A 16,952-nucleotide genomic window follows, 5' to 3' on the forward strand; every position below is an offset into this window, starting at 1 on the left:
CATTTTGTGAAAGTTCTCATTCAAGGTATTGATGAGCGTTGGATTTCATGCGACGTTCCCGGCATGGTGAAACGCGCCATGGCCGCGACCCCGTCGGCTCGGATGCTGGAGCTCTTCGAAGGGCACCGGCTGACCCCGACCCAGCGCAGGATCGCGCAGTGGCTCATCGAGAACGCGGTCGAGTCGCCGTTCCTGTCGAGCAGCGAGCTCGCCGCGCGCACCAGCGTCAGCCAGCCGTCGGTGACCAGGTTCGCCATGGCCCTGGGCTACGACGGCTACCCCGACCTGCGGCGCAGGCTGCGCGAGCTGCACCTGTCCGACGGCGGCGACCCGCAGGAGGACCAGGGCGAGGTGCGGCGCAACGAGTTCGAGCACGCCGTCGCCGCCGAGATCACCAACCTGCGCGGCCTGGCCGACACCCTGTCCGACCCGGCGCCCATCGTGGACGCCGGGCGGGTGCTGGCCGCCTCCCGGCCGCTGCTCGTGGTCGGCCAGCGGGTGGCGGCCCCGCTGGCCAGGTACATCGGGTTCTTCGCCGCCAAGTTCCACCCCGACGTGCGGGTCCTCGACGAGGGCGGGTCCGTCGCGGCCGACCGGCTGGAGCAGGCGGCGGCCGACGGCGCCGGCGCGGTGCTGGCGATCGTGCTGCCCCGCTACCCGCGCGAGTCCATCGAGTTGCTCCGGCACTGCCGCGAGCTCGAACTGACCGTGGTCACCATCACCGACGCCCAGATGAGCCCGGCCGCCGCCGTGTCCGACGTGGTCCTGCCCGCGGCCGTGGGCACCGGGCTGGTGTTCGACTCGCAGGCCGCGCCCATGGTGCTGTCCGTCGTGCTGCTGCAGGCGATGTGCGACGCCATGCCCAGGCGGGCTCAGCAACGCCTCGAAGCTTTCGAAGTCGAGGCCGACAGAAGGCAGCTGTTCGTGTCGTAGTTCGCAGGAGGGTCATGAAAACGCCGCTCGACGCACTGCCGCACCCCGCGGTGCTGGTCATCGACATGCAGCGCGACTTCGTCGACCCGGGGGCGCCCATCGAGTGCGCGGGCGCCCGCGACATCGTGCCCGCCGTACAGGATCTGCTGGCGACGGCCAGGGGCGCGCGGGTGCCCGTGATCTACACCAGGGAGGTCCACCGCGCCGACGGGGTGGACCTGGAGATGTCCAACGACGAGCCCGCCCACTGCCTCGAAGGCACGGGGGGCGACGAGATCATTCCCGCGCTCGCCCCGCTGTCCGGCGACTACGTGGTGGTCAAGCGGCGCTACAGCGGGTTCTTCGCCACCGACCTCGACCTGCTGCTGCGCTCGCTCGGCGCCAGGACGCTCGTCCTGACCGGCGCGGCCACCGACGTCTGCGTCCGCGCCACCGCGCAGGACGCCCACCAGCTCGACTACCGGGTCGTGGTGCCGCGCGAGTGCGTGGCCGGCACGACCGAGGCCAGGCACGAGGCGGCGCTGCAGAACATCGACTACGTCTTCGGCTACGTCGCGCCCGTCTCTTTCGTCAGCAAGCTCCTCGGAGGTTGAGATCATGCGCGCAGCCGTATTTCACGAACCAGGACAGCTCCTCGTCACCGACGTCGCCGACCCCTCGCCGCCCGACGGCGGCTTCCTCCTGCGGGTGCGGGCGTGCGCCATCTGCGGGTCCGACGTGCGCACCTACCGGCACGGCAGCTCCCACCTGAAGACGCCGTGGATCATCGGCCACGAGATCGCCGGTGAGGTCGCCGTGGCCGGGTCCGGCTGCACGCTGGCCGTCGGGTCCCGGGTGCAGATCGCCACGGCGGTGCCGTGCGGGCGCTGCCGTCCCTGCGGGCGCGGGTGGCTGACGATGTGCTCGCAGATCATGGCGCACGGCTTCCACTACCCGGGCGGGCTGGCCGAGTACATGCCGGTCGGGCCCGAGGTCATCGCCATGGGGTGCGTCAACCCCATCCCCGACGGGCTGTCCTACGACCAGGCGGCCTGCACCGAGCCGGTGGCCTGCGTCCTCAACGGGCAGCAGCTCGTCGACACCCAGCTCGGCGACCACGTCGTGGTCATCGGGGCCGGGCCGATCGGCTGCCTGCACGTGCAGATGGCCAAGGCCCGCGGGGTCTCGCAGGTGATCCAGCTGGAGATCAATCCGGTACGGCTGGCGCGGGCCAAGGAGTTCGGCGCCGACCTGCTGGTGGACGCGGCGCACGAGGACGTGCGCGAGGTCGTCAAGGACGCCACGTCCGGGCGGGGGGCGGACGTGGTCATCTCGGCGACGCCGACGGCTGAGGCGCAGGCGCTGGCCGTGGAGCTGGCGGGGGTGCACGGGCGGGTCAGCCTGTTCGGCGGCCTCCCGCCGTCGGCGCCGACCGCGGTGATCAACACGAACCTCGTGCACTACAAGGAGATCACCCTGGTGGGCTCGTTCACCTCGACGCCCGCGCAGAACACCGCGGCCCTCGGGCTCATCGCCTCCGGCCGCATCGACGCGGGTCGCCTCATCGACACCACCCTCGGCCTGGACGACGTCGTCAACGGGCTCCAGCAGCTGGAGCGCGGTGACGCACTCAAAGCAGTCGTCCACCCCTGAATCTCTGCGTTTTTTGGGAAGTCCCGTCATCTCGGAAGGGCAACCATGACAACGGAGTGCGGCAAGAAGATCAGGCTCGGCAGGATCCTACGTCCCGAGACCGGGCGCAGCGTGTGCGTGGCCTTCGACCACGGCCTCGACGACGGCCCCATGCCGGGCAACATCGACTCGCGCGCCACCATGGCCAAGCTCGTGGAAGGCGGCGCCGACGGGGTGCTCGTCTCGCCGGGCATCGCCAGGCTCTGCGCCGACCAGTTCGCCGGGAAGAACGCGCCCGCGCTCATCCTGCGGCTCGACTGGAGCAACATGTTCCGCCGCGAGCTCAGCCACCGCGAGGGGCGCAACAGGCTCATCGCCAACGTCGAGGACGCGGTCCGCTACGGCGCTGACGCGGTGCTGACGTTCATGTTCGTCGGCTACGACGACGCGGACGCCGAGGCCGACGAGGTCGCCAAGAACGCCCTGGTCACCAGGGAGTGCGAGCGGTACGGCATGCCGCACATCATCGAGCCGATGGCGCAGGGCGCCAAGGCCGAGGGGCGGGGCCTGGAGGCGGACGTCATCAAGGTCCACACCCGGATGGCGGCCGAGCTCGGCGCCGACGCCCTGAAGACGGACTACAGCGGGTCGGCCGACACGTACCGGGCGGTCGTGGAGTCGTGCCCGGTGCCGATCCTCATCGCGGGCGGTCCCAAGACCAAGACGGTGCGGGGGAGCCTGGAGATGGTGCAGGGGGCGATCTCGGCCGGTGCTTCCGGCGTGGTGATGGGGCGCAACATCATCCAGGCGGACGATCCGGCGCGGATGCTGGCGGCCATCAAGACCATCGTGCACGACGGCCTGGGCGTCGACGAGGCGATGAAGCACCTTGGATGAACCCCCGCCCCCGAGCCCCGCCGCGCAGGGCCCTCCAGGCCCAACCCCTTCTGCGCGGCGGCCCACCCCCTCCCCATCGCCCGCCCCTTCCGCGCGGCCCGTGTCTGACGCGGCGCCCGCCCCTTCCACGCGGTCCGCTTCCGGCGTGCCGCCCGGTCCCTTCACGCGACCTGCTCCTTCCGCGCAGCCCGCTTCCGACGTGCCGTCCACCTCCGAAGGGGTGGACGGCTGCCAAGGCGCGAGCACCTCCACCGGTCCTGCGCGCGCCGGCTCTCTGGAAGGGACGTTCGCCGCGATCCTCGAAGGGCGCCGGACCAAGGAGCAGATGGCGGCAGCGTTACGCGAGATGCATCGCCGGGGCGAGACCGCGGCCGAGGTGGAGGCCTGCGTGCGGGCGATGCTCAGGCGTGCCGTACGGCTCGACCCCGGATACGCCGTCGTGGACATCGGCGGCACCGGCGGCGACCGCGCGGGCACGTTCAACATCTCCACGGTCGCCGCACTGGTCGTGGCCGCCTGCGGAGTGCCGGTGATCAAGCACGGCAACCGCGCGGTCACCGGCCGCTGCGGCAGCCTCGACCTGCTGGAAGCCCTGGGCGTGGAGATCCCGCCCGCCGACCGGGTCGTCGCCCAGCTCGACAGGTACGGCTTCGCGGTGGCCGCCACCCCGCTCGTCCACCGTTTCCCCGCGGAGCTGAACGAGGTGCGCCGCTCCCTGGGCTTCCCGTCCATCTTCAACCTGGCCGGGCCGATCGCACACCCCGCGGTCGAACTGTCCGGGCAGATCGTTGGAGTGGGCTGGCTCGACGCCCTCCCGGCGGTGACGGGCGCGCTGACCCGGCTGGGCCGTACCCAGGTGAGCGTCGTGCACGGCGCGGGCACCGACGAGCCGACGCTCACCGGCCCGACGCTTCTGTACGGACGCGACGGCATCCGCCAGATCACCGCCGGCGAGTACGGCCTGGCCCAGGCGGACACCGCCGCCCTGCGCGGCGGCGCACCGGCGGTGAACGCCGCCATCTGCCGTTCCGTCCTGACGGGCGAACCGGGACCACGCCGCGACGTGGTCCTCCTGTGCGCGGGTCTCGCTCTGTGGACCGCCCAGGTGGCTCCCTCGGTGCACGAAGGCATCCAGCGGGCCGCGGCCGCCATCGACGAGGGGGCTGCGAGGGCGCTGCTCGAAAGGCTGACAACCCGGCAGATCCGCCCGCTGACTCCCCGTGGCGACCCACGCGAAGGGGCGGCGCTCCCTCGTGGGGACCCGCCCGAGGGGGCGACGGCACCTCGGGGGGATCCGTCCGAGGGGGCGGTGACCCCTTTGTCGGATGGGGCGAGGTCTCCACAGGCGCGGCAGGGGTCGCGTAGCGGAGTGGTGATGCCGTGGCGGGGGCTGCTCGGCGGCCTGGTGGTGCCGCGTCGGGAGACCCGTGCGGCGAGGGTTCCGGGCCGGGAGCTCGGCGTGGTGAGGGCGTCGCGTCAGGGGTTCGGCGGGATGGGCGAGGTGGTGCCGCCTTCGGCGGCGGTGGGTGGAGTGACAGGACCGGGGCGGGCGCCGCTCGACGGGTTGAGGGACACCAGATGCCGACTGGAGATCATGTGAACACGGCCGACCAACTGCGCGCGGCGTTCGACGAGCGACCGCTAGTCGAGGTCAAGGGGCGGAAATTCGTTATCAACCCGCTCACCGAGCAAGTACCGGCGACCACGGCGGAGCTGCTCGTCGCAGCCGCCTGGCAGCTCACCGCCGCAGGGGACTTCGGCGCAGGCTGCGTGGTCGTCGGCGAGGAGGACAAGGGCGGGGTGCTCGTGGCCGCCGTCTCCATGGTGACCGGCCTGCCGTTCGGGCTGGCCCGCTGGTACCCGTCCGGGCTGGAGGGGCAGGTCTCGGTGGACTTCGAGTCCGAGTACGCCGAGGGCCGCATCTACCTAAACGGCGTGGAACCCGGCGACGAGGTGGTGATCGTCGACGACCTCGTCAGCACGGGCGGCACGATGATCGCGCTGATCCAGGCCATCGAGCGGTGCGGCGCCCGGATCAGGGACATCGTCTGCGTCGCCGAGAAGGTCGAGTACGAGGGCAGGCAGCGCATCAAGGAGGCCACGGGACACGACGTGAAATGCCTGCTGCAGCTGTCGATCGCCGGGCCGAGGTGCAAGGTCCTGTGAGCGAGGTCTTATGAGCGCGGCGCGGGAGGCGTGCGGGGTGGTCGGCGTGTACGCGCCGGGTTCCGCCGCGCCCGCCCTCGCCGCGACCGCCCTGCAGACGCTCCAGCACCGGGGGGAGGAGTCGGCTGGGCTGGCGGTGGACGACGGGGAGCGGCTGCGGGTCTATCGCGGGCTGGGGCTGGTCGGGCAGGCGCTGCCCGCGGAGCTGGTCGGCGGGTTGTCGGGGGCCGTGGTGATCGGGCACACGCGTTACTCGACGAGCGGCCCGCCCACGATCGCCAACGCGCAGCCGGTCGCGGGGGATGGATTTGCCCTGGCACACAACGGACACCTCCTCGAGGTGCCGCCGACGGTCGACAACGACTCCCGCTATCTGGTCGACCGTCTCAGCGCGGCCCTGGTCGAGTCGGCACAGTCGGGTCCGACCACGAGCGGGCCAGTTGCCAACGGGATGAGCCTGGGCGTGCCCGCCTGGCGCGGTGCTGGAGCCGGGCCACACGGCGCAGGTGCGGGCGGCGCGGAGGTGCGAGGCGGCGCGGACGTGCGGGGTGGTGCTGACGTCCGGGGCAGCGCTCACGTGCGCGGTGGCGCGGAGGGGCGGGGTGCCGCTGAGGTGCGGGGTGGGGTGCTGGAGGGGGCGCTGATGGGGGTCCTGCCTCACCTGCGGGGCGCGTTCTGCCTGGTCCTGCTGGAGCGCGGCCGCGTCATCGCCGCCAGGGACAGGAACGGCTTCCGCCCCCTCACCGTGGGCCGGTTACCCGACGGCGGCTGGGTGGTGGCCAGCGAGACCGCCGCCCTGCGCGCCGTACAAGCCAGAGTGGTCAGGGACGTCGGCCCAGGCGAGCTGGTCGTGCTCGACGATCGCGGAGTGCGCTGGGTCAGATGGGCGCCGGCGGAGCAACGCAGCTGCCTGTTCGAGTACGTCTACGTGGCCAGGCCGGACAGCGACATCGACGGCCGCAGCGTCTACGAGGCCCGGTTCCAGGCGGGCGGCCTGCTCGCCCGCGAATCCCCGCCGGAGGGCGCCGAGCTGGTCATCGGCGTGCCGGACTCCGGGGTGACCGCGGCGCTCGGGTACGCGGAGGAGTCCGGCCTGCCGTACAGGCAGGGGTTCGTCAGGAGCCCCTACGCGGGCCGCAGCTTCATCCAGCCAGGCCAGCCCCTGCGCAGCGCCGCGATCAGGGCCAAGCTCGCCCCCATCGCCGCCGCCGTGCGCGGCCGCAGGATCGTGGTGGTCGACGACTCGATCGTGCGCGGCAACACCCAGAAGCTCATCGTGCGCGCGCTGCGCGGGGCAGGCGCGAAAGAGGTGCATCTGCGCATCGCCTCCCCGCCCGTGCGCTGGCCCTGTTTCTTCGGCATGGATTTCGCCACCCGCGACCAGCTGATCGCGGCCGCCCTCCACGTGCGCGAGATCCGCGCCGCGCTGGACGCCGACTCGCTCGCCTACCTCTCGCTGCCCGGCCTGATCGCCGCCAGCGGACGGCCCGGCGAACGGCTCTGCCGCGCCTGTATGGACGGCTGCTACCCCGCGGCCGAGCCCGACCTGCTCGTAACAAGTAGCCGGAGGTAGGAAATATGTGGATCAGGAGGACCGCGGTCGCGCTGGCGGTCGTCATCGCCGCGGCCGGATGCGGCTCGGGTGGTAGCGGAGGAGACACCCTGAAGATCGGGTTCTTCTCCCCGATCACCGGGGCGACCTCGGCGGACGGCGTCAGCGCCAAGAACGGCGCGCTGCTGGCCGTCGAGGACATCAACAAGAAGGGCGGCAAGAAGGTCGAACTGGTCGCCTACGACGACCAGGGCAAACCCGAGCAGGCCGTGACCATCGCCCGCAAGCTCATCCAGGAGGACCAGGTCGCGGGCATCGTGAGCGGCGCCTACTCCCCGCCGACCACGGCGGCGGCGCCCATCGTGCAGCAGGCGAAGATCCCGATGTTGTCGGCCTACGCCGTCTCACCGAAGATCACCCAGGCGGGCGAGTACATCTACCGCGCGGGGCCGGCAGGGGCCGTCGAGGGCGCGGCCGCTGCTGTCTTCACCAAGACCAAGCTGCCAGGGCCGCCGAAGAAGGTCGCGGTCATCACCGGTGACCTCGACCCGCTCATCGTGATCTCCGAGGCGTTCAAGGCGCGGGCCACGAAGGAGGGGCTGGAGGTGTTCGACGGCGGCAAGTTCGCCCTCGCGGACACCGACTTCCGCCCGCTGCTCGGCCGGATCAAGGCGGCGGCGCCGGAGGCGGTCTACGCGGCCGGTTACTACGACAACGCCGCGCTGCTGCTCACCCAGGCCAAGGAGATCGGGCTGACCGCGCCGTTCGTGTTCGGCTCGACCTCGGACTCCTACAAGGTGTTCGAGCTGGCCAAGGACAACGCGGCCGAGGGCGCCTACCTGACGACCGACTTCGACCGCGGCGACCGTCCCGTGGTGTCGTCGTTCATCTCCGCCTACAAGGCGAAGTACAACGTGGAGCCGGACATCGTGGCCGCCGCCTCCTACGACGCGGTGACCGCGATGGCCCTGGCCGCGGCCAAGGGCGGCGACCTCAACAAGGCGATCGCGGGGCTGACGAACGTCGACCTCGTCACCGGGCCGGTCGACAAGGTCAGCGCGGCCCGCGACTTCGAACGGCCGCTGTCGCTGCAGGTCGGCAAGGGCGGCAAGTGGACGCACTTCGCCTCCCTGCCGTGGGCGGACGTGGTGGGGGACTGACGGTTGCCGGAAACCCTGGCCAACATCGTGGTGACGGCCGCGGCGTACTCTCTCGTCGCCGTCGGCCTCACCACGATCTACGGCGTTCTACGGGTGTTGCACATCGCGCACGCCGGCGTCTACGCCTTCGGCGCCTACTGCGGGTATACGGCGTATACCTTCACGGGTTCGTTCTGGGTGGCGTTCGCCGGGGCGGCGGCGGGGGCCGCCCTGCTCGGGGTGGCGATCTTCTGGCTGGTCTACCGGCCGCTGCTCGCGCAGCCGCGCGCCATCCCGCTGCTGGCCAGCATCGGCCTGTTCATCATGATCACCGCCTTGCTGGCCAGGCCGTTCCTGCTCGGGCCCGACATCCACGCGCTGCCCGCCTCCTCGGGGCTGCCCGCGCTGGCCGGGTTGAGCTCGATCCAGGTGACGATCGTCGTCGTCGCCGTGCTCGCGGTTGTCGGTGTATACCTGCTGGTCCGCCGTACCCGCCTGGGTCTGTCGTGGCGGGCGATCACCGCCGACGCGCAGATGGCGGCGGGCAACGGGGTCAACCTGGACGCGGGCATCACCGCCAACTTCGCGATCGGCTCGGCGCTGGCCGGGGTCGCCGCGCTGCTCACCGCCGTGTACACCAACAGCGTCACGGCGAGCATGGGCGACGTCATCTCCTACAAGGCGTTCGTCATCGTCGTGCTCGGCGGGCTCGGCAGTGTGCCCGGGGCGGTCGCCGCCAGCTTCCTGCTCGCGGCGGCCGAGATCGTGTCCACCCGGTACGCCGGGTCGTTCCTGCCGCGCGACGCGATCGCGTTCCTGGTGCTGATCCTGGTGCTGCTGGCCAGGCCGCAGGGCATGGTGAGCCGGGCATGAGCGAGCTTGTCGAGCGGATCAACAGACACGGGCGGCGCCCATGAGCGGGTATCTGGCCTCCGTCCTGGTGTCCGCCGGGATCATGGCGATCCTGGCGCTGTCGCTCAACCTCGTCGTCGGCTACGCCGGTCAGGTGTCGCTGGCGCAGGGCGCGCTGTTCGGGGTCGGCGCCTACACCGCCGCGATCGCCAGCACCAGGTACGGCGTCGCCTTCCCGTTCGACGTGGTGCCTGCCGTCCTGGTGACGGCGCTGGTCGGCACCCTGATCGCGGTGCCCGCGCTGCGGGTGCGCCACGACTTCCTCGTGCTGACCACGATGGGCGTCAACTTCGTGGTCGTGGGGCTGTTCCAGTTCGTGCCCTACTTCGGCGGCTCGCAGGGCATCGTCGGCATCCCGCTGCTGCCGTTCTCCGCCGTCGAGACCATGTGGCTGGTGCTCTTCTGCCTGGTCGTGACGCTGGCCACCCAGTGGTTGCTGCTGCGTACCTGGTTCGGGCTGCGCCTGACGGCGATCCGCGACGACGAGGGCGCGGCGGCGGCGACCGGCGTCGGGGTGGCGGCCACGAAGATCTGGGCGTTCACGTTCAGCGGCGCGTACGCCGGGCTGGCCGGATGCTTGTACGCGCACTACATCGGCAGCATCTTCCCCGGCGGGTTCGGGTTCGTGCAGTCGGTGACGATCCTGGCGATGGTGATCCTCGGCGGCGAGGGCACCCTGGCCGGGCCGGTGCTGGCCGCCGTGCTGCTGACCGTCCTGCCCGAGCAGTTGCGGTTCGTGGAGGAGTGGCGGCTCGTCCTGTACGGCGCGCTGATCGTGGTGATCATCCGCTTCATGCCCGCGGGCCTGCTCGGCCACGGGTCACCGCTCAGGAGGCTTTACGGTGTTGCTCGAGGTCGAGGCGCTGACCAAGAGGTTCGACGGGAACCTGGCGCTGTCGGGCGTCTCGTTCACGGTCGACCATCGGGAGATCGTGGGGCTGATCGGGCCGAACGGGGCGGGTAAGACGACGTTGTTCAACTGCGTGGCCGGGCACCTGCTGCCGACGTCCGGCCGCGTGGTGCTGGACGGCGCCGACGTCACCCGGGTGCCCGCGCACCGGCGCGCCAGGCACGGCATCGGCCGTACGTTCCAGATCGTCCGGCCGTTCGCCAGCATGACCGTGCGCGAGCAGGTCACCGTCGGAGCCGGGGTGCACCGCTACCGGGCGCTGCTGCCGTCGCTGGCGCCCAGGCCGCGCAGGCACCCGGCGGTGGAGCAGGTCCTGGCCGACCTGCACCTGGCGCCGGTGGCCGACCGGCGGGCCGGGCAGCTTCCCCTGGGCGTGCAGCGGCGGGTGGAGATCGCCAGGGCGGAGGCGATGGAGCCGCGCCTGCTGCTGCTCGACGAGCCAGGGGCGGGGCTGACCGACGTGGAGTTGCAGGAGTTGGCCGAGCACGTGCGGTCGCTCCGTGACCGCGGGCGGACGGTGGTGCTGATCGAGCACTCGATGGACTTCGCGCTGTCGGTGTGCGACCGGATCCTGGTCCTGGTGGACGGCGCGCTGATCGCCTCGGGGCCGCCCGCGCAGATCAGGCGGGACCCAGCGGTGATCGCCGCGTACCTGGGGGAGGCGTGATGCTGGCCGTCGAGGGGCTCGAGGTTCGCTACGGGGCGGTGTCTGCGGTGTCCGGGGTGTCGCTGGAGCTGGCGGAGGGCGCCACGAGCGCCGTGCTGGGCGCCAACGGCGCGGGCAAGACGTCGCTGATCAAGGCGCTGATGGGCTGGGAGAAGGCCGCTTCCGGCCGGATCCTCTTCGGCGGGGTGGACGTCACGACGTGGACGCCGTGGCGGCGGGCTCGGGCCGGGATGGCGGTCGTGCCGGAGCGCGGGCGCGTCTACGGCGACCTCACCATCGAGGAGAACCTCGTGATGGGGGCGTTCCCGCGCAGGCCGTCGCGTAAGGAGATGCTGGAGGTGCTGGAACGGTTTCCCGGCATGGGCGAACGGCTGCGCGAGCCCGCCAGGTTGCTGTCGGGCGGGCAGCAGCAGATGATCGCGATCGCCAGGGCGCTGATGGCGAGGCCGCGCCTCCTGCTGGTGGACGAGGTCACCAGCGGACTGGCCCCGCTGCTGGTCGCCCAGGTCTTCGCGACCCTCGGCGACCTGGCGGCCACGGGCCTCACCCTGCTGGTGGCCGAGCAGAACGCCAGGCGCGCCCTGGAGATCACCAGCAGGGCGATCGTGCTGCAGCGCGGCAGGATCGCGCTGTCGGGGGAGTCCGCGCAGCTCCGCGCGGAACCCCGCCTCCTGGACGCCTACCTGGGCTCCGCCTAGGGCTCCCAAGCGCCCAGAAAAACCTGTGCCCCTCTCCTTTTGAGGGGAGAGGGGTGTGGGAGGTCTTTGTTCTCAGAGGTCGACGGGGCCGCCCGCTCGCCAGTAGACGTTGTTCTCCCGGCTGAGCAGGTCGGCCTCGACGAGGTAGCGGCGCAGCGCCGGGTAGTCGTCGTGGAAGGCGCGCAACGCCACGTCGACGTCCTTCTCCGGGTAACGCACGCCAGGCTCGAAGACGCGGGAGATGTGGCGCAGCAGGATCATCCGCTTCTCGTGCTTCACCGGGAACTCGCGCACCCGCCCGTCCACGAGGAACGTCTCCAGCACCTTCTCCTCGGCGCTCAGCTTGCGCGCCGGCTCCGCCGTGGCCTGGAGGAGCTCGCGGAACCGCTCCGGCCTGGCCCGCCACGTCCCGTCCGCGCCCCGCTCGGCCAGCCCACCGCGCTCCAGGCGCTCCAGGACCTTCTCGGACGGCTCGCCCGCCGTACCGAGCACGAGGGCGGCGAAGGCGCGCAGCGTCTCCTCCTGGTGGAGCAGACCGAAAACGCGCCGGATTTCTTCATCTTTCACCGGGACAGTCTGAACCATCCACGGCCGCCAGTCGTCTCATTTTCGTGATGATGAAGATCCTTTCGGTGACCGCCGCGACCGTCGCCGCCCTCGCGTCCCCCGCCTTCGCCGCCGCGCCCGTCCCCAAGGGCTTCCTGCTGTACGAGAAGGACGCGGCCAAGAAGGACGCCAACCCGGAGACGAGCTGGGCGGTCAGCGCCAAGGTGACGGCCAAGCTGGTGGTCAACCCGTGCGACAGGGCGGCGCTGGGCCGCGCCGGGCGCACCGCCGCCAAGACGATCACCTACACCGCGGTGCCCGACTACTCCAAGTCCGAGCAGATCATCCTCTTCACCGGCGACGAGGCCGCCGCGAGGGCGTTCGCCGACCTCAAGGCCGCGGTACGTAAGTGCAGCAAGCCCGACTACCGATACGCCACCAGGGCCGTCGCCCTCGGCGACGAGGGCCAGGCCATCACGGGGCAGAGCTACCAGGGCGGCAAGCCCGCCATCGGCGGCGAGCGCGCGATCGTGGTACGGCGGGCCAACGCGCTCGTCGTCTACACGCAGGCGGGGGAGTGGGGCAAGCCGGCCGCCGCGGACTTCGCCCGGCAGACCAAGGACGCGACGAGGATGCTCGCCAAGATCTGCACAGTGGCGGCGTGCTGAGCGCCCAGGACTGGGACAACAGGTGGGGCTCCACCGACACGTTCGCCGTCCACCTCTACCTGCGCGCCTATGAAGGCAAGATGGTGGACAAGGTCTGCCGGATCGCCGCCTGCTGACGTCAGGCGGCGGGCGGGATGTTGTGGTTGACGCGGAAGGTGTTGCCCGGGTCGACCGCCTTCTTGATCGCGCGCAGCCTGCCGTAGTCGGCGGGGTGGTAGCACGAGGCCACCACCTCGGCCGCCCGGTCGGACGGCGACAGGTGGTTGGGGAAGCGGTGCCCGTTGAGCACCGGCGCCATGGTCTCCATCGTCTTCGCGTGCCCGGCGGCCACCTCCTCGGCGCGTCCAGGCAGCAGCAGGTCGACCATCCAGAACGTGAACCCCGCCTCGCGCACGGGCCCCAGCGCGCTGGGAACCGGTCCTGGCGAGGCCAGCCTGCCGGTGATCGCGCGCAGCTCGACGGTGGCGGCGGCGTGCGCGGCGTCCGGACCGGTGACCTCCAGCACGGCGGCCATGGCGGCGGCGTCGAGCCGGTCCATCAGCCCTGAGCTGTCGGTCGACGGCATGGGGTCGGTCGGGTCGGCGGCGATCTCGCCCACCCGGCTGTACGGCCGCGCGGTGACGGTGTCGAGGATCGGCCGAAGCGCGCGCAGCGGCGCGACCAGGTGCTCGCCCTTGGCGGCGTCGCCGGTGTAGGCGACGCGGACGCTGACCAGGTGCCGGCCGCGCATCTCCGGCGGCACCCGCTCCAGGTCGGGCACGCGGGAGAAGCTGATCGCCGTGGTCATCTCGTCCGGCTGTGCGGCGAGCCATTCCGCCCAGGCGGCGAGCACCTGCGGCCCGAGCGCACCGGGAAAGGTGAGCGTGCCGCCGTAGATCGTGGACAGCGGCATGAGCCCGATCGTGACCTCGGTGATGATCCCGAAGTTCGACTTCCCGCCACGCACCGCCCAGAAGAGGTCCTCTTCTGTCTCACGGTCGACCCGCCTGACCCGCCCGTCCGCCGTGACCAGAGTGAACGAACTGACGTGGTCACTCCCATACCCGTACGGCGACCCGTGCACGGGCAACCCGCCACCGGCGACGAACCCGGCAACCCCCACATCCACCGCAGTGCCATTGAGCGGCGCCAGCCCGTAGGTGGCGCCCGCCTCAACCACCGCCCGCCACCGCACCCCGCCCCCCACAGTCGCCGTCCCCTCAATGGGATCGACGGCGACACCGGCGAGATCACGCGTGTTGACGAGCAACGCACCGGCGGCCGGGACCCCGATCCCGTGCCCGGTGGTCTGCACCGCGACCGGCCACCCGGCTGCGCCGGCCACCCGGACCGCCTCGGCGACGTCCTCGGCGGAGGAGGGCAGCACGACCGCGACGGGCTGGTGCTGGACGGCGAGGTTGAAGCCGGTCTTGGCCGCCGAGAACCCGGCGTCCCCCGGCAGCAGCACCCTGCCCTCACCCAACGTCCTACGCAACCTGTTCATCCCATTAGCCATGAAACGGGAGGTTAGGCGGCTGACATTGACAACACGTCAACGTCGGGGGAGGAGGCGGAGGATCTCGTCGATGACGATCTCGGGTTGGTCCTGGGGGACCATGTGGGCTGCGTGCTCCGCCAGCACGTGCCTTCCCTGGGGTGCCGCCTCGGCTACCTTGCGATGGCTGGCCAGCAGGACGGGGCGGGCCTTCTGTTCGAACCTGGTGGGTGCGAGGGTGCCGGTGATGACCGTGATCGGGACGTCGGGCAACACGCCCGGGTGGTCGCGTAGCTGGGCGAAGCCCTCCGCCAGGGCGGAGAACTCGGCTCTGGCTGTGCGGATCTCCGATGGTCTGGTCATCTCGTGCATCGCCACGGATCGCATCTGGGGTGGGAACAGGGCGATCACGCGCTTCACCTCGGCTGGGACGATCTTGATGCCTGCCTTTGCCAGGGCGATCATGGCGGACTGCATGGTCAGGGCCAGGGCGCGGCGGGGGCGTTCGTAATAGAAGTCGAGGTCCTCGGCCGCCTGGTCGATGAGGACCAGTCCTGCCACCCGCTCCGGGTGTTCGGCGGCGTAGGAGCGGATGATCGGGCCGCCCAGGCTGTGCCCGGCGAGGATGTACGACTCGGCGCCCAGGTGGCTCAACAGGTGGTGGAGGTCCTCGACGATCCTCGCCAGGTCGCGGCGGTGGGGGTCGGGGTCGCTGCCGCCGTACCCGGCCCGGTCGTAGGCGACCACCCGCGTGTGCTCCCCCAGGGACGGTATGACCAGCCCCCACTCCGTGCGCGAGGCGCCGAGCCCGGACTCCAGCACCACCACCGGCCCCCCGGAGCCCTGGCTGACGTACTGGAGCCGCCGCCCGTCGGGCAGGGTGGCGAAGCCGGGTTCGCCGAAGACGTTGGACAACGAAGGTCTCCCTCTCATACCGGGTCGAACATGATCGGTTTGACGGTGGCACCGCCGTACAACGAGGCCTGACCGGGCATCGACACGCTCCACGACCGCATGCCGTACGCGCCGAAAGCGACGATACGCAGGCACGGCCCACCGAACACGGCTTTGCCGCCGGCGAAGTACGTGGCGCGCAGCGTGGCCTCCAGGTCGCCGATCGTCCCGCCGCGCCCCGGCACCCCCGGGGCCATCTCGTGCAGCTCCCCATAGGTCCGGGTGGGTACGGTCACCTGCTCGATCGCGCCGAGCAGGTCCGTCGTGACGCTCTCGCGCCAGGCCAGCCAGGCCGTCGCGTCCAGCGACCCCGGCGAGGCGTGCCCGTCGAAGTGGAGGAGTGTACGCAGCAGAGCCCGGCGTTCCCGCGGCCAGGTGGCCACGCGCTCCGGCTCGGCCTCGGCCGCCTCGGCGAGCCTCGACTGCCAGGCAGGGGTGTCCACCCAGTAGTCCTCCACCGCCCACGCGGTGATCTCGTCCACGTCGACGGCGTAGGCCCGCCGCAGCAGCTCCACGCTCCGCCTGCCCCTGCTGCTGGTACGGCCCGGCTCGTCGTTGAACACGTCGGGGTGCCAGTGCTCGGCGCCGAGGGCCTCGTCGGGGGCGACGGTGTCCGGCGCGGTGTTGCAGTTCTGCAGATACCCGGACGCGGGGTTGGCGACCTGCACCAGCTCGGCCGCGTCCCGGATCCCGCGCCAGGCGGTGGCCGAGGTGTTGCCGTCCAGGACGCCGACGCCGTCCCTGATCGGCACCCGGCCGGTGCGCAGGTAGAAGCAGTCCCCAGCGGAGTCCGCGGCCAGCAGGTTCTGCGGCGGGAACGCGCACGCGTCGAGCGCCTGGCGCAGCTCGCCCGCGTTCCTGGCCCGCACCATCGCCATGAACTGCCGCTCCGTCTCGCCGGCCAGCCCCATGTACGGCGAGCACACCACGTAGATCGCGAGCTCGTCCCTGGCCACCACGGGTGCGAACACGCCGTTGTGGATCACGTACGGGTGGCCGTCGTGCTCAAGGACCTTCCTGACCTCGCCGTCCACCAGGTAGACGTCGCCGTCCACGGCGATCCGGTAGGCGTCGGACACGCGCGGCCCGCCCGTCGTCACCCCCCAGGCGACGTGGCGGTTGTGCGCCAGCGGCGGCAGCATCGCGCCGAGGAAGCTGAACCCCGTGTAATGCAGCTCGCCCGCCCTGACCGTCGCCTCGTACATGGCGAACGTGCCGCCGAACGGCAGGTGCGGGTCGCTGACCAGGAAGGTCTCCCCGTCCGACGTGCGCCACGGCCTGAGCACCCAGGCGTTGGAGCCCGGGGTGGCCATCGCGACGTCCAGCTCGGAGACCACACCAGGCAGGGGGACCTGAGCCGCGTTCAGCGCGTCGACGGCATCCCTGATCACCCAGTACAACATCACCGTGCGGTTGACGCCGATCGGCAGCGCGGGCTCCAGCGGCGGCGCCCAGCCGGGCACCCGCTCGGGATGCTCGTCCATCCACGCCGCGACCCCCGCGACGAACGCGGTGTAACACTCCCGCAGATCGTCAGGCAGGCTGTCGAAGCCGCGCCGCGCCTCCTCCAGGACCTGCCAGCGCCGCTGGTTGGCGTCGCGCGCCCCGTCGCCCGTCTCGCCGCGCACCAGCGCGTACTGCCTGAGCACGCCGTCCAGGTCGTCCCGCGCCTGCGCGTAGCCCAGACCGAAGTAGGCGGCGGGCTCGCTGGTGGCGTCGAGCAACGGCGTGCCGTACGCGTCCCGATGCGTCGCCACCGAGCCCCACGAAGTGTCCATGAGCCAAGAGTGGGCGAACGCCCTCTCCATCGCCTTGTCCGATCAGA

The 16,952-nt window shown here is 71.5% G+C and carries 18 protein-coding genes; 14 read left to right on the plus strand and 4 right to left on the minus strand.

Annotated features, from left to right (window positions below; genetic code table 11):
- The first annotated feature begins 63 nt into the window (after positions 1-63).
- The 12 genes from ACIBG8_RS35785 (at position 64) to ACIBG8_RS35840 (ending at position 11,485) form a co-directional block, all read left to right on the plus strand.
- Positions 64-933 (plus strand): MurR/RpiR family transcriptional regulator, encoded by an 870-nt coding sequence (locus tag ACIBG8_RS35785; RefSeq protein WP_397347533.1) that lies wholly within the window; start codon positions 64-66, stop codon positions 931-933.
- A 14-nt stretch (positions 934-947) separates the two neighbouring features.
- Complete coding sequence (locus ACIBG8_RS35790; RefSeq protein ID WP_397347534.1) at positions 948-1,526, plus strand: cysteine hydrolase family protein; 579 nt, start codon at positions 948-950, stop codon at positions 1,524-1,526.
- Between the two features lie 4 nt (positions 1,527-1,530).
- Complete coding sequence (locus ACIBG8_RS35795) at positions 1,531-2,565, plus strand: zinc-dependent dehydrogenase (RefSeq protein ID WP_397347535.1); 1,035 nt, start codon at positions 1,531-1,533, stop codon at positions 2,563-2,565.
- Between the two features lie 45 nt (positions 2,566-2,610).
- Positions 2,611-3,441, plus strand: a complete 831-nt coding sequence (locus ACIBG8_RS35800) for a class I fructose-bisphosphate aldolase (protein WP_397347536.1) — start codon at positions 2,611-2,613, stop codon at positions 3,439-3,441.
- Positions 3,442-3,586: 145 nt separating this feature from the next.
- The gene (trpD, locus tag ACIBG8_RS35805; RefSeq protein ID WP_397347537.1) at positions 3,587-5,041 is read left to right on the plus strand and encodes an anthranilate phosphoribosyltransferase; all 1,455 of its coding nucleotides are present in this window, start codon (positions 3,587-3,589) and stop codon (positions 5,039-5,041) included.
- Positions 5,038-5,607, plus strand: a complete 570-nt coding sequence (locus ACIBG8_RS35810) for a phosphoribosyltransferase family protein (protein WP_397347538.1) — start codon at positions 5,038-5,040, stop codon at positions 5,605-5,607. The genes trpD and ACIBG8_RS35810 overlap by 4 nt, the downstream gene beginning before the upstream one ends.
- 10 nt (positions 5,608-5,617) lie before the next feature.
- Positions 5,618-7,180, plus strand: a complete 1,563-nt coding sequence (locus ACIBG8_RS35815; protein ID WP_397347539.1) for an amidophosphoribosyltransferase — start codon at positions 5,618-5,620, stop codon at positions 7,178-7,180.
- A gap of 5 nt (positions 7,181-7,185) precedes the next feature.
- Positions 7,186-8,319 carry an ABC transporter substrate-binding protein gene (locus ACIBG8_RS35820; RefSeq protein WP_397347540.1) on the plus strand — a complete coding sequence of 378 codons (1,134 nt, stop codon included), beginning with the start codon at positions 7,186-7,188 and terminating at the stop codon, positions 8,317-8,319.
- Positions 8,320-8,322: 3 nt separating this feature from the next.
- Entirely contained in the window at positions 8,323-9,171 is an 849-nt protein-coding gene (locus ACIBG8_RS35825) for a branched-chain amino acid ABC transporter permease (protein WP_397347541.1), read from the plus strand.
- A gap of 40 nt (positions 9,172-9,211) precedes the next feature.
- Positions 9,212-10,174 (plus strand): branched-chain amino acid ABC transporter permease, encoded by a 963-nt coding sequence (locus ACIBG8_RS35830; RefSeq protein ID WP_397347542.1) that lies wholly within the window; start codon positions 9,212-9,214, stop codon positions 10,172-10,174.
- The gene (locus tag ACIBG8_RS35835; RefSeq protein ID WP_397347829.1) at positions 10,056-10,787 is read left to right on the plus strand and encodes an ABC transporter ATP-binding protein; all 732 of its coding nucleotides are present in this window, start codon (positions 10,056-10,058) and stop codon (positions 10,785-10,787) included. The genes ACIBG8_RS35830 and ACIBG8_RS35835 overlap by 119 nt, the downstream gene beginning before the upstream one ends.
- Positions 10,787-11,485 (plus strand): ABC transporter ATP-binding protein, encoded by a 699-nt coding sequence (locus tag ACIBG8_RS35840; RefSeq protein ID WP_397347543.1) that lies wholly within the window; start codon positions 10,787-10,789, stop codon positions 11,483-11,485. The genes ACIBG8_RS35835 and ACIBG8_RS35840 overlap by 1 nt, the downstream gene beginning before the upstream one ends.
- Before the next feature lie 72 nt (positions 11,486-11,557).
- Here ACIBG8_RS35840 and ACIBG8_RS35845 read toward each other — a convergent pair whose 3' ends face one another.
- Positions 11,558-12,052, minus strand: coding sequence for a DUF2087 domain-containing protein (locus tag ACIBG8_RS35845; RefSeq protein WP_397347544.1), 495 nt, complete (start codon positions 12,050-12,052; stop codon positions 11,558-11,560).
- Positions 12,053-12,099: 47 nt separating this feature from the next.
- On the opposite strand from ACIBG8_RS35845, the gene ACIBG8_RS35850 reads away from it, so the two are divergent.
- Both ACIBG8_RS35850 and ACIBG8_RS35855 read left to right on the plus strand, forming a co-directional pair.
- Positions 12,100-12,699 (plus strand): hypothetical protein, encoded by a 600-nt coding sequence (locus ACIBG8_RS35850; protein ID WP_397347545.1) that lies wholly within the window; start codon positions 12,100-12,102, stop codon positions 12,697-12,699.
- Positions 12,693-12,815, plus strand: coding sequence for a hypothetical protein (locus ACIBG8_RS35855; RefSeq protein ID WP_397347546.1), 123 nt, complete (start codon positions 12,693-12,695; stop codon positions 12,813-12,815). The genes ACIBG8_RS35850 and ACIBG8_RS35855 overlap by 7 nt, the downstream gene beginning before the upstream one ends.
- 2 nt (positions 12,816-12,817) lie before the next feature.
- Here the strand turns inward: ACIBG8_RS35855 and ACIBG8_RS35860 are convergent, their stop codons facing one another.
- Genes ACIBG8_RS35860 through ACIBG8_RS35870 form a run of 3 tightly spaced genes read right to left on the minus strand, consistent with a single transcriptional unit; the run spans position 12,818 to position 16,905 of the window.
- Positions 12,818-14,194 carry an FAD-binding oxidoreductase gene (locus ACIBG8_RS35860; RefSeq protein ID WP_397347547.1) on the minus strand — a complete coding sequence of 459 codons (1,377 nt, stop codon included), beginning with the start codon at positions 14,192-14,194 and terminating at the stop codon, positions 12,818-12,820.
- Between the two features lie 36 nt (positions 14,195-14,230).
- Positions 14,231-15,088, minus strand: a complete 858-nt coding sequence (locus ACIBG8_RS35865; RefSeq protein ID WP_397347548.1) for an alpha/beta fold hydrolase — start codon at positions 15,086-15,088, stop codon at positions 14,231-14,233.
- Between the two features lie 14 nt (positions 15,089-15,102).
- Complete coding sequence (locus tag ACIBG8_RS35870; protein WP_397347549.1) at positions 15,103-16,905, minus strand: penicillin acylase family protein; 1,803 nt, start codon at positions 16,903-16,905, stop codon at positions 15,103-15,105.
- Positions 16,906-16,952 lie beyond the last annotated feature (47 nt).

Origin of the sequence: Nonomuraea sp. NPDC050556, from assembly GCF_044457355.1 — a bacterium.
Classification (GTDB): Bacteria; Actinomycetota; Actinomycetes; order Streptosporangiales; family Streptosporangiaceae; genus Nonomuraea.

Coding starts and splice junctions, on each gene's coding strand:
- ACIBG8_RS35800 (WP_397347536.1), top strand. CDS start 2,611: ATGACAACGGAGTGCGGCAAGAAGATCAGGCTCGGCAGGATCCTACGT.
- ACIBG8_RS35870 (WP_397347549.1), bottom strand. CDS start 16,905: ATGGACACTTCGTGGGGCTCGGTGGCGACGCATCGGGACGCGTACGGC.
- ACIBG8_RS35850 (WP_397347545.1), top strand. CDS start 12,100: ATGATGAAGATCCTTTCGGTGACCGCCGCGACCGTCGCCGCCCTCGCG.
- ACIBG8_RS35840 (WP_397347543.1), top strand. CDS start 10,787: ATGCTGGCCGTCGAGGGGCTCGAGGTTCGCTACGGGGCGGTGTCTGCG.
- ACIBG8_RS35815 (WP_397347539.1), top strand. CDS start 5,618: ATGAGCGCGGCGCGGGAGGCGTGCGGGGTGGTCGGCGTGTACGCGCCG.
- ACIBG8_RS35790 (WP_397347534.1), top strand. CDS start 948: ATGAAAACGCCGCTCGACGCACTGCCGCACCCCGCGGTGCTGGTCATC.
- ACIBG8_RS35785 (WP_397347533.1), top strand. CDS start 64: ATGGTGAAACGCGCCATGGCCGCGACCCCGTCGGCTCGGATGCTGGAG.
- ACIBG8_RS35830 (WP_397347542.1), top strand. CDS start 9,212: ATGAGCGGGTATCTGGCCTCCGTCCTGGTGTCCGCCGGGATCATGGCG.
- ACIBG8_RS35795 (WP_397347535.1), top strand. CDS start 1,531: ATGCGCGCAGCCGTATTTCACGAACCAGGACAGCTCCTCGTCACCGAC.
- ACIBG8_RS35820 (WP_397347540.1), top strand. CDS start 7,186: ATGTGGATCAGGAGGACCGCGGTCGCGCTGGCGGTCGTCATCGCCGCG.
- ACIBG8_RS35860 (WP_397347547.1), bottom strand. CDS start 14,194: ATGGCTAATGGGATGAACAGGTTGCGTAGGACGTTGGGTGAGGGCAGG.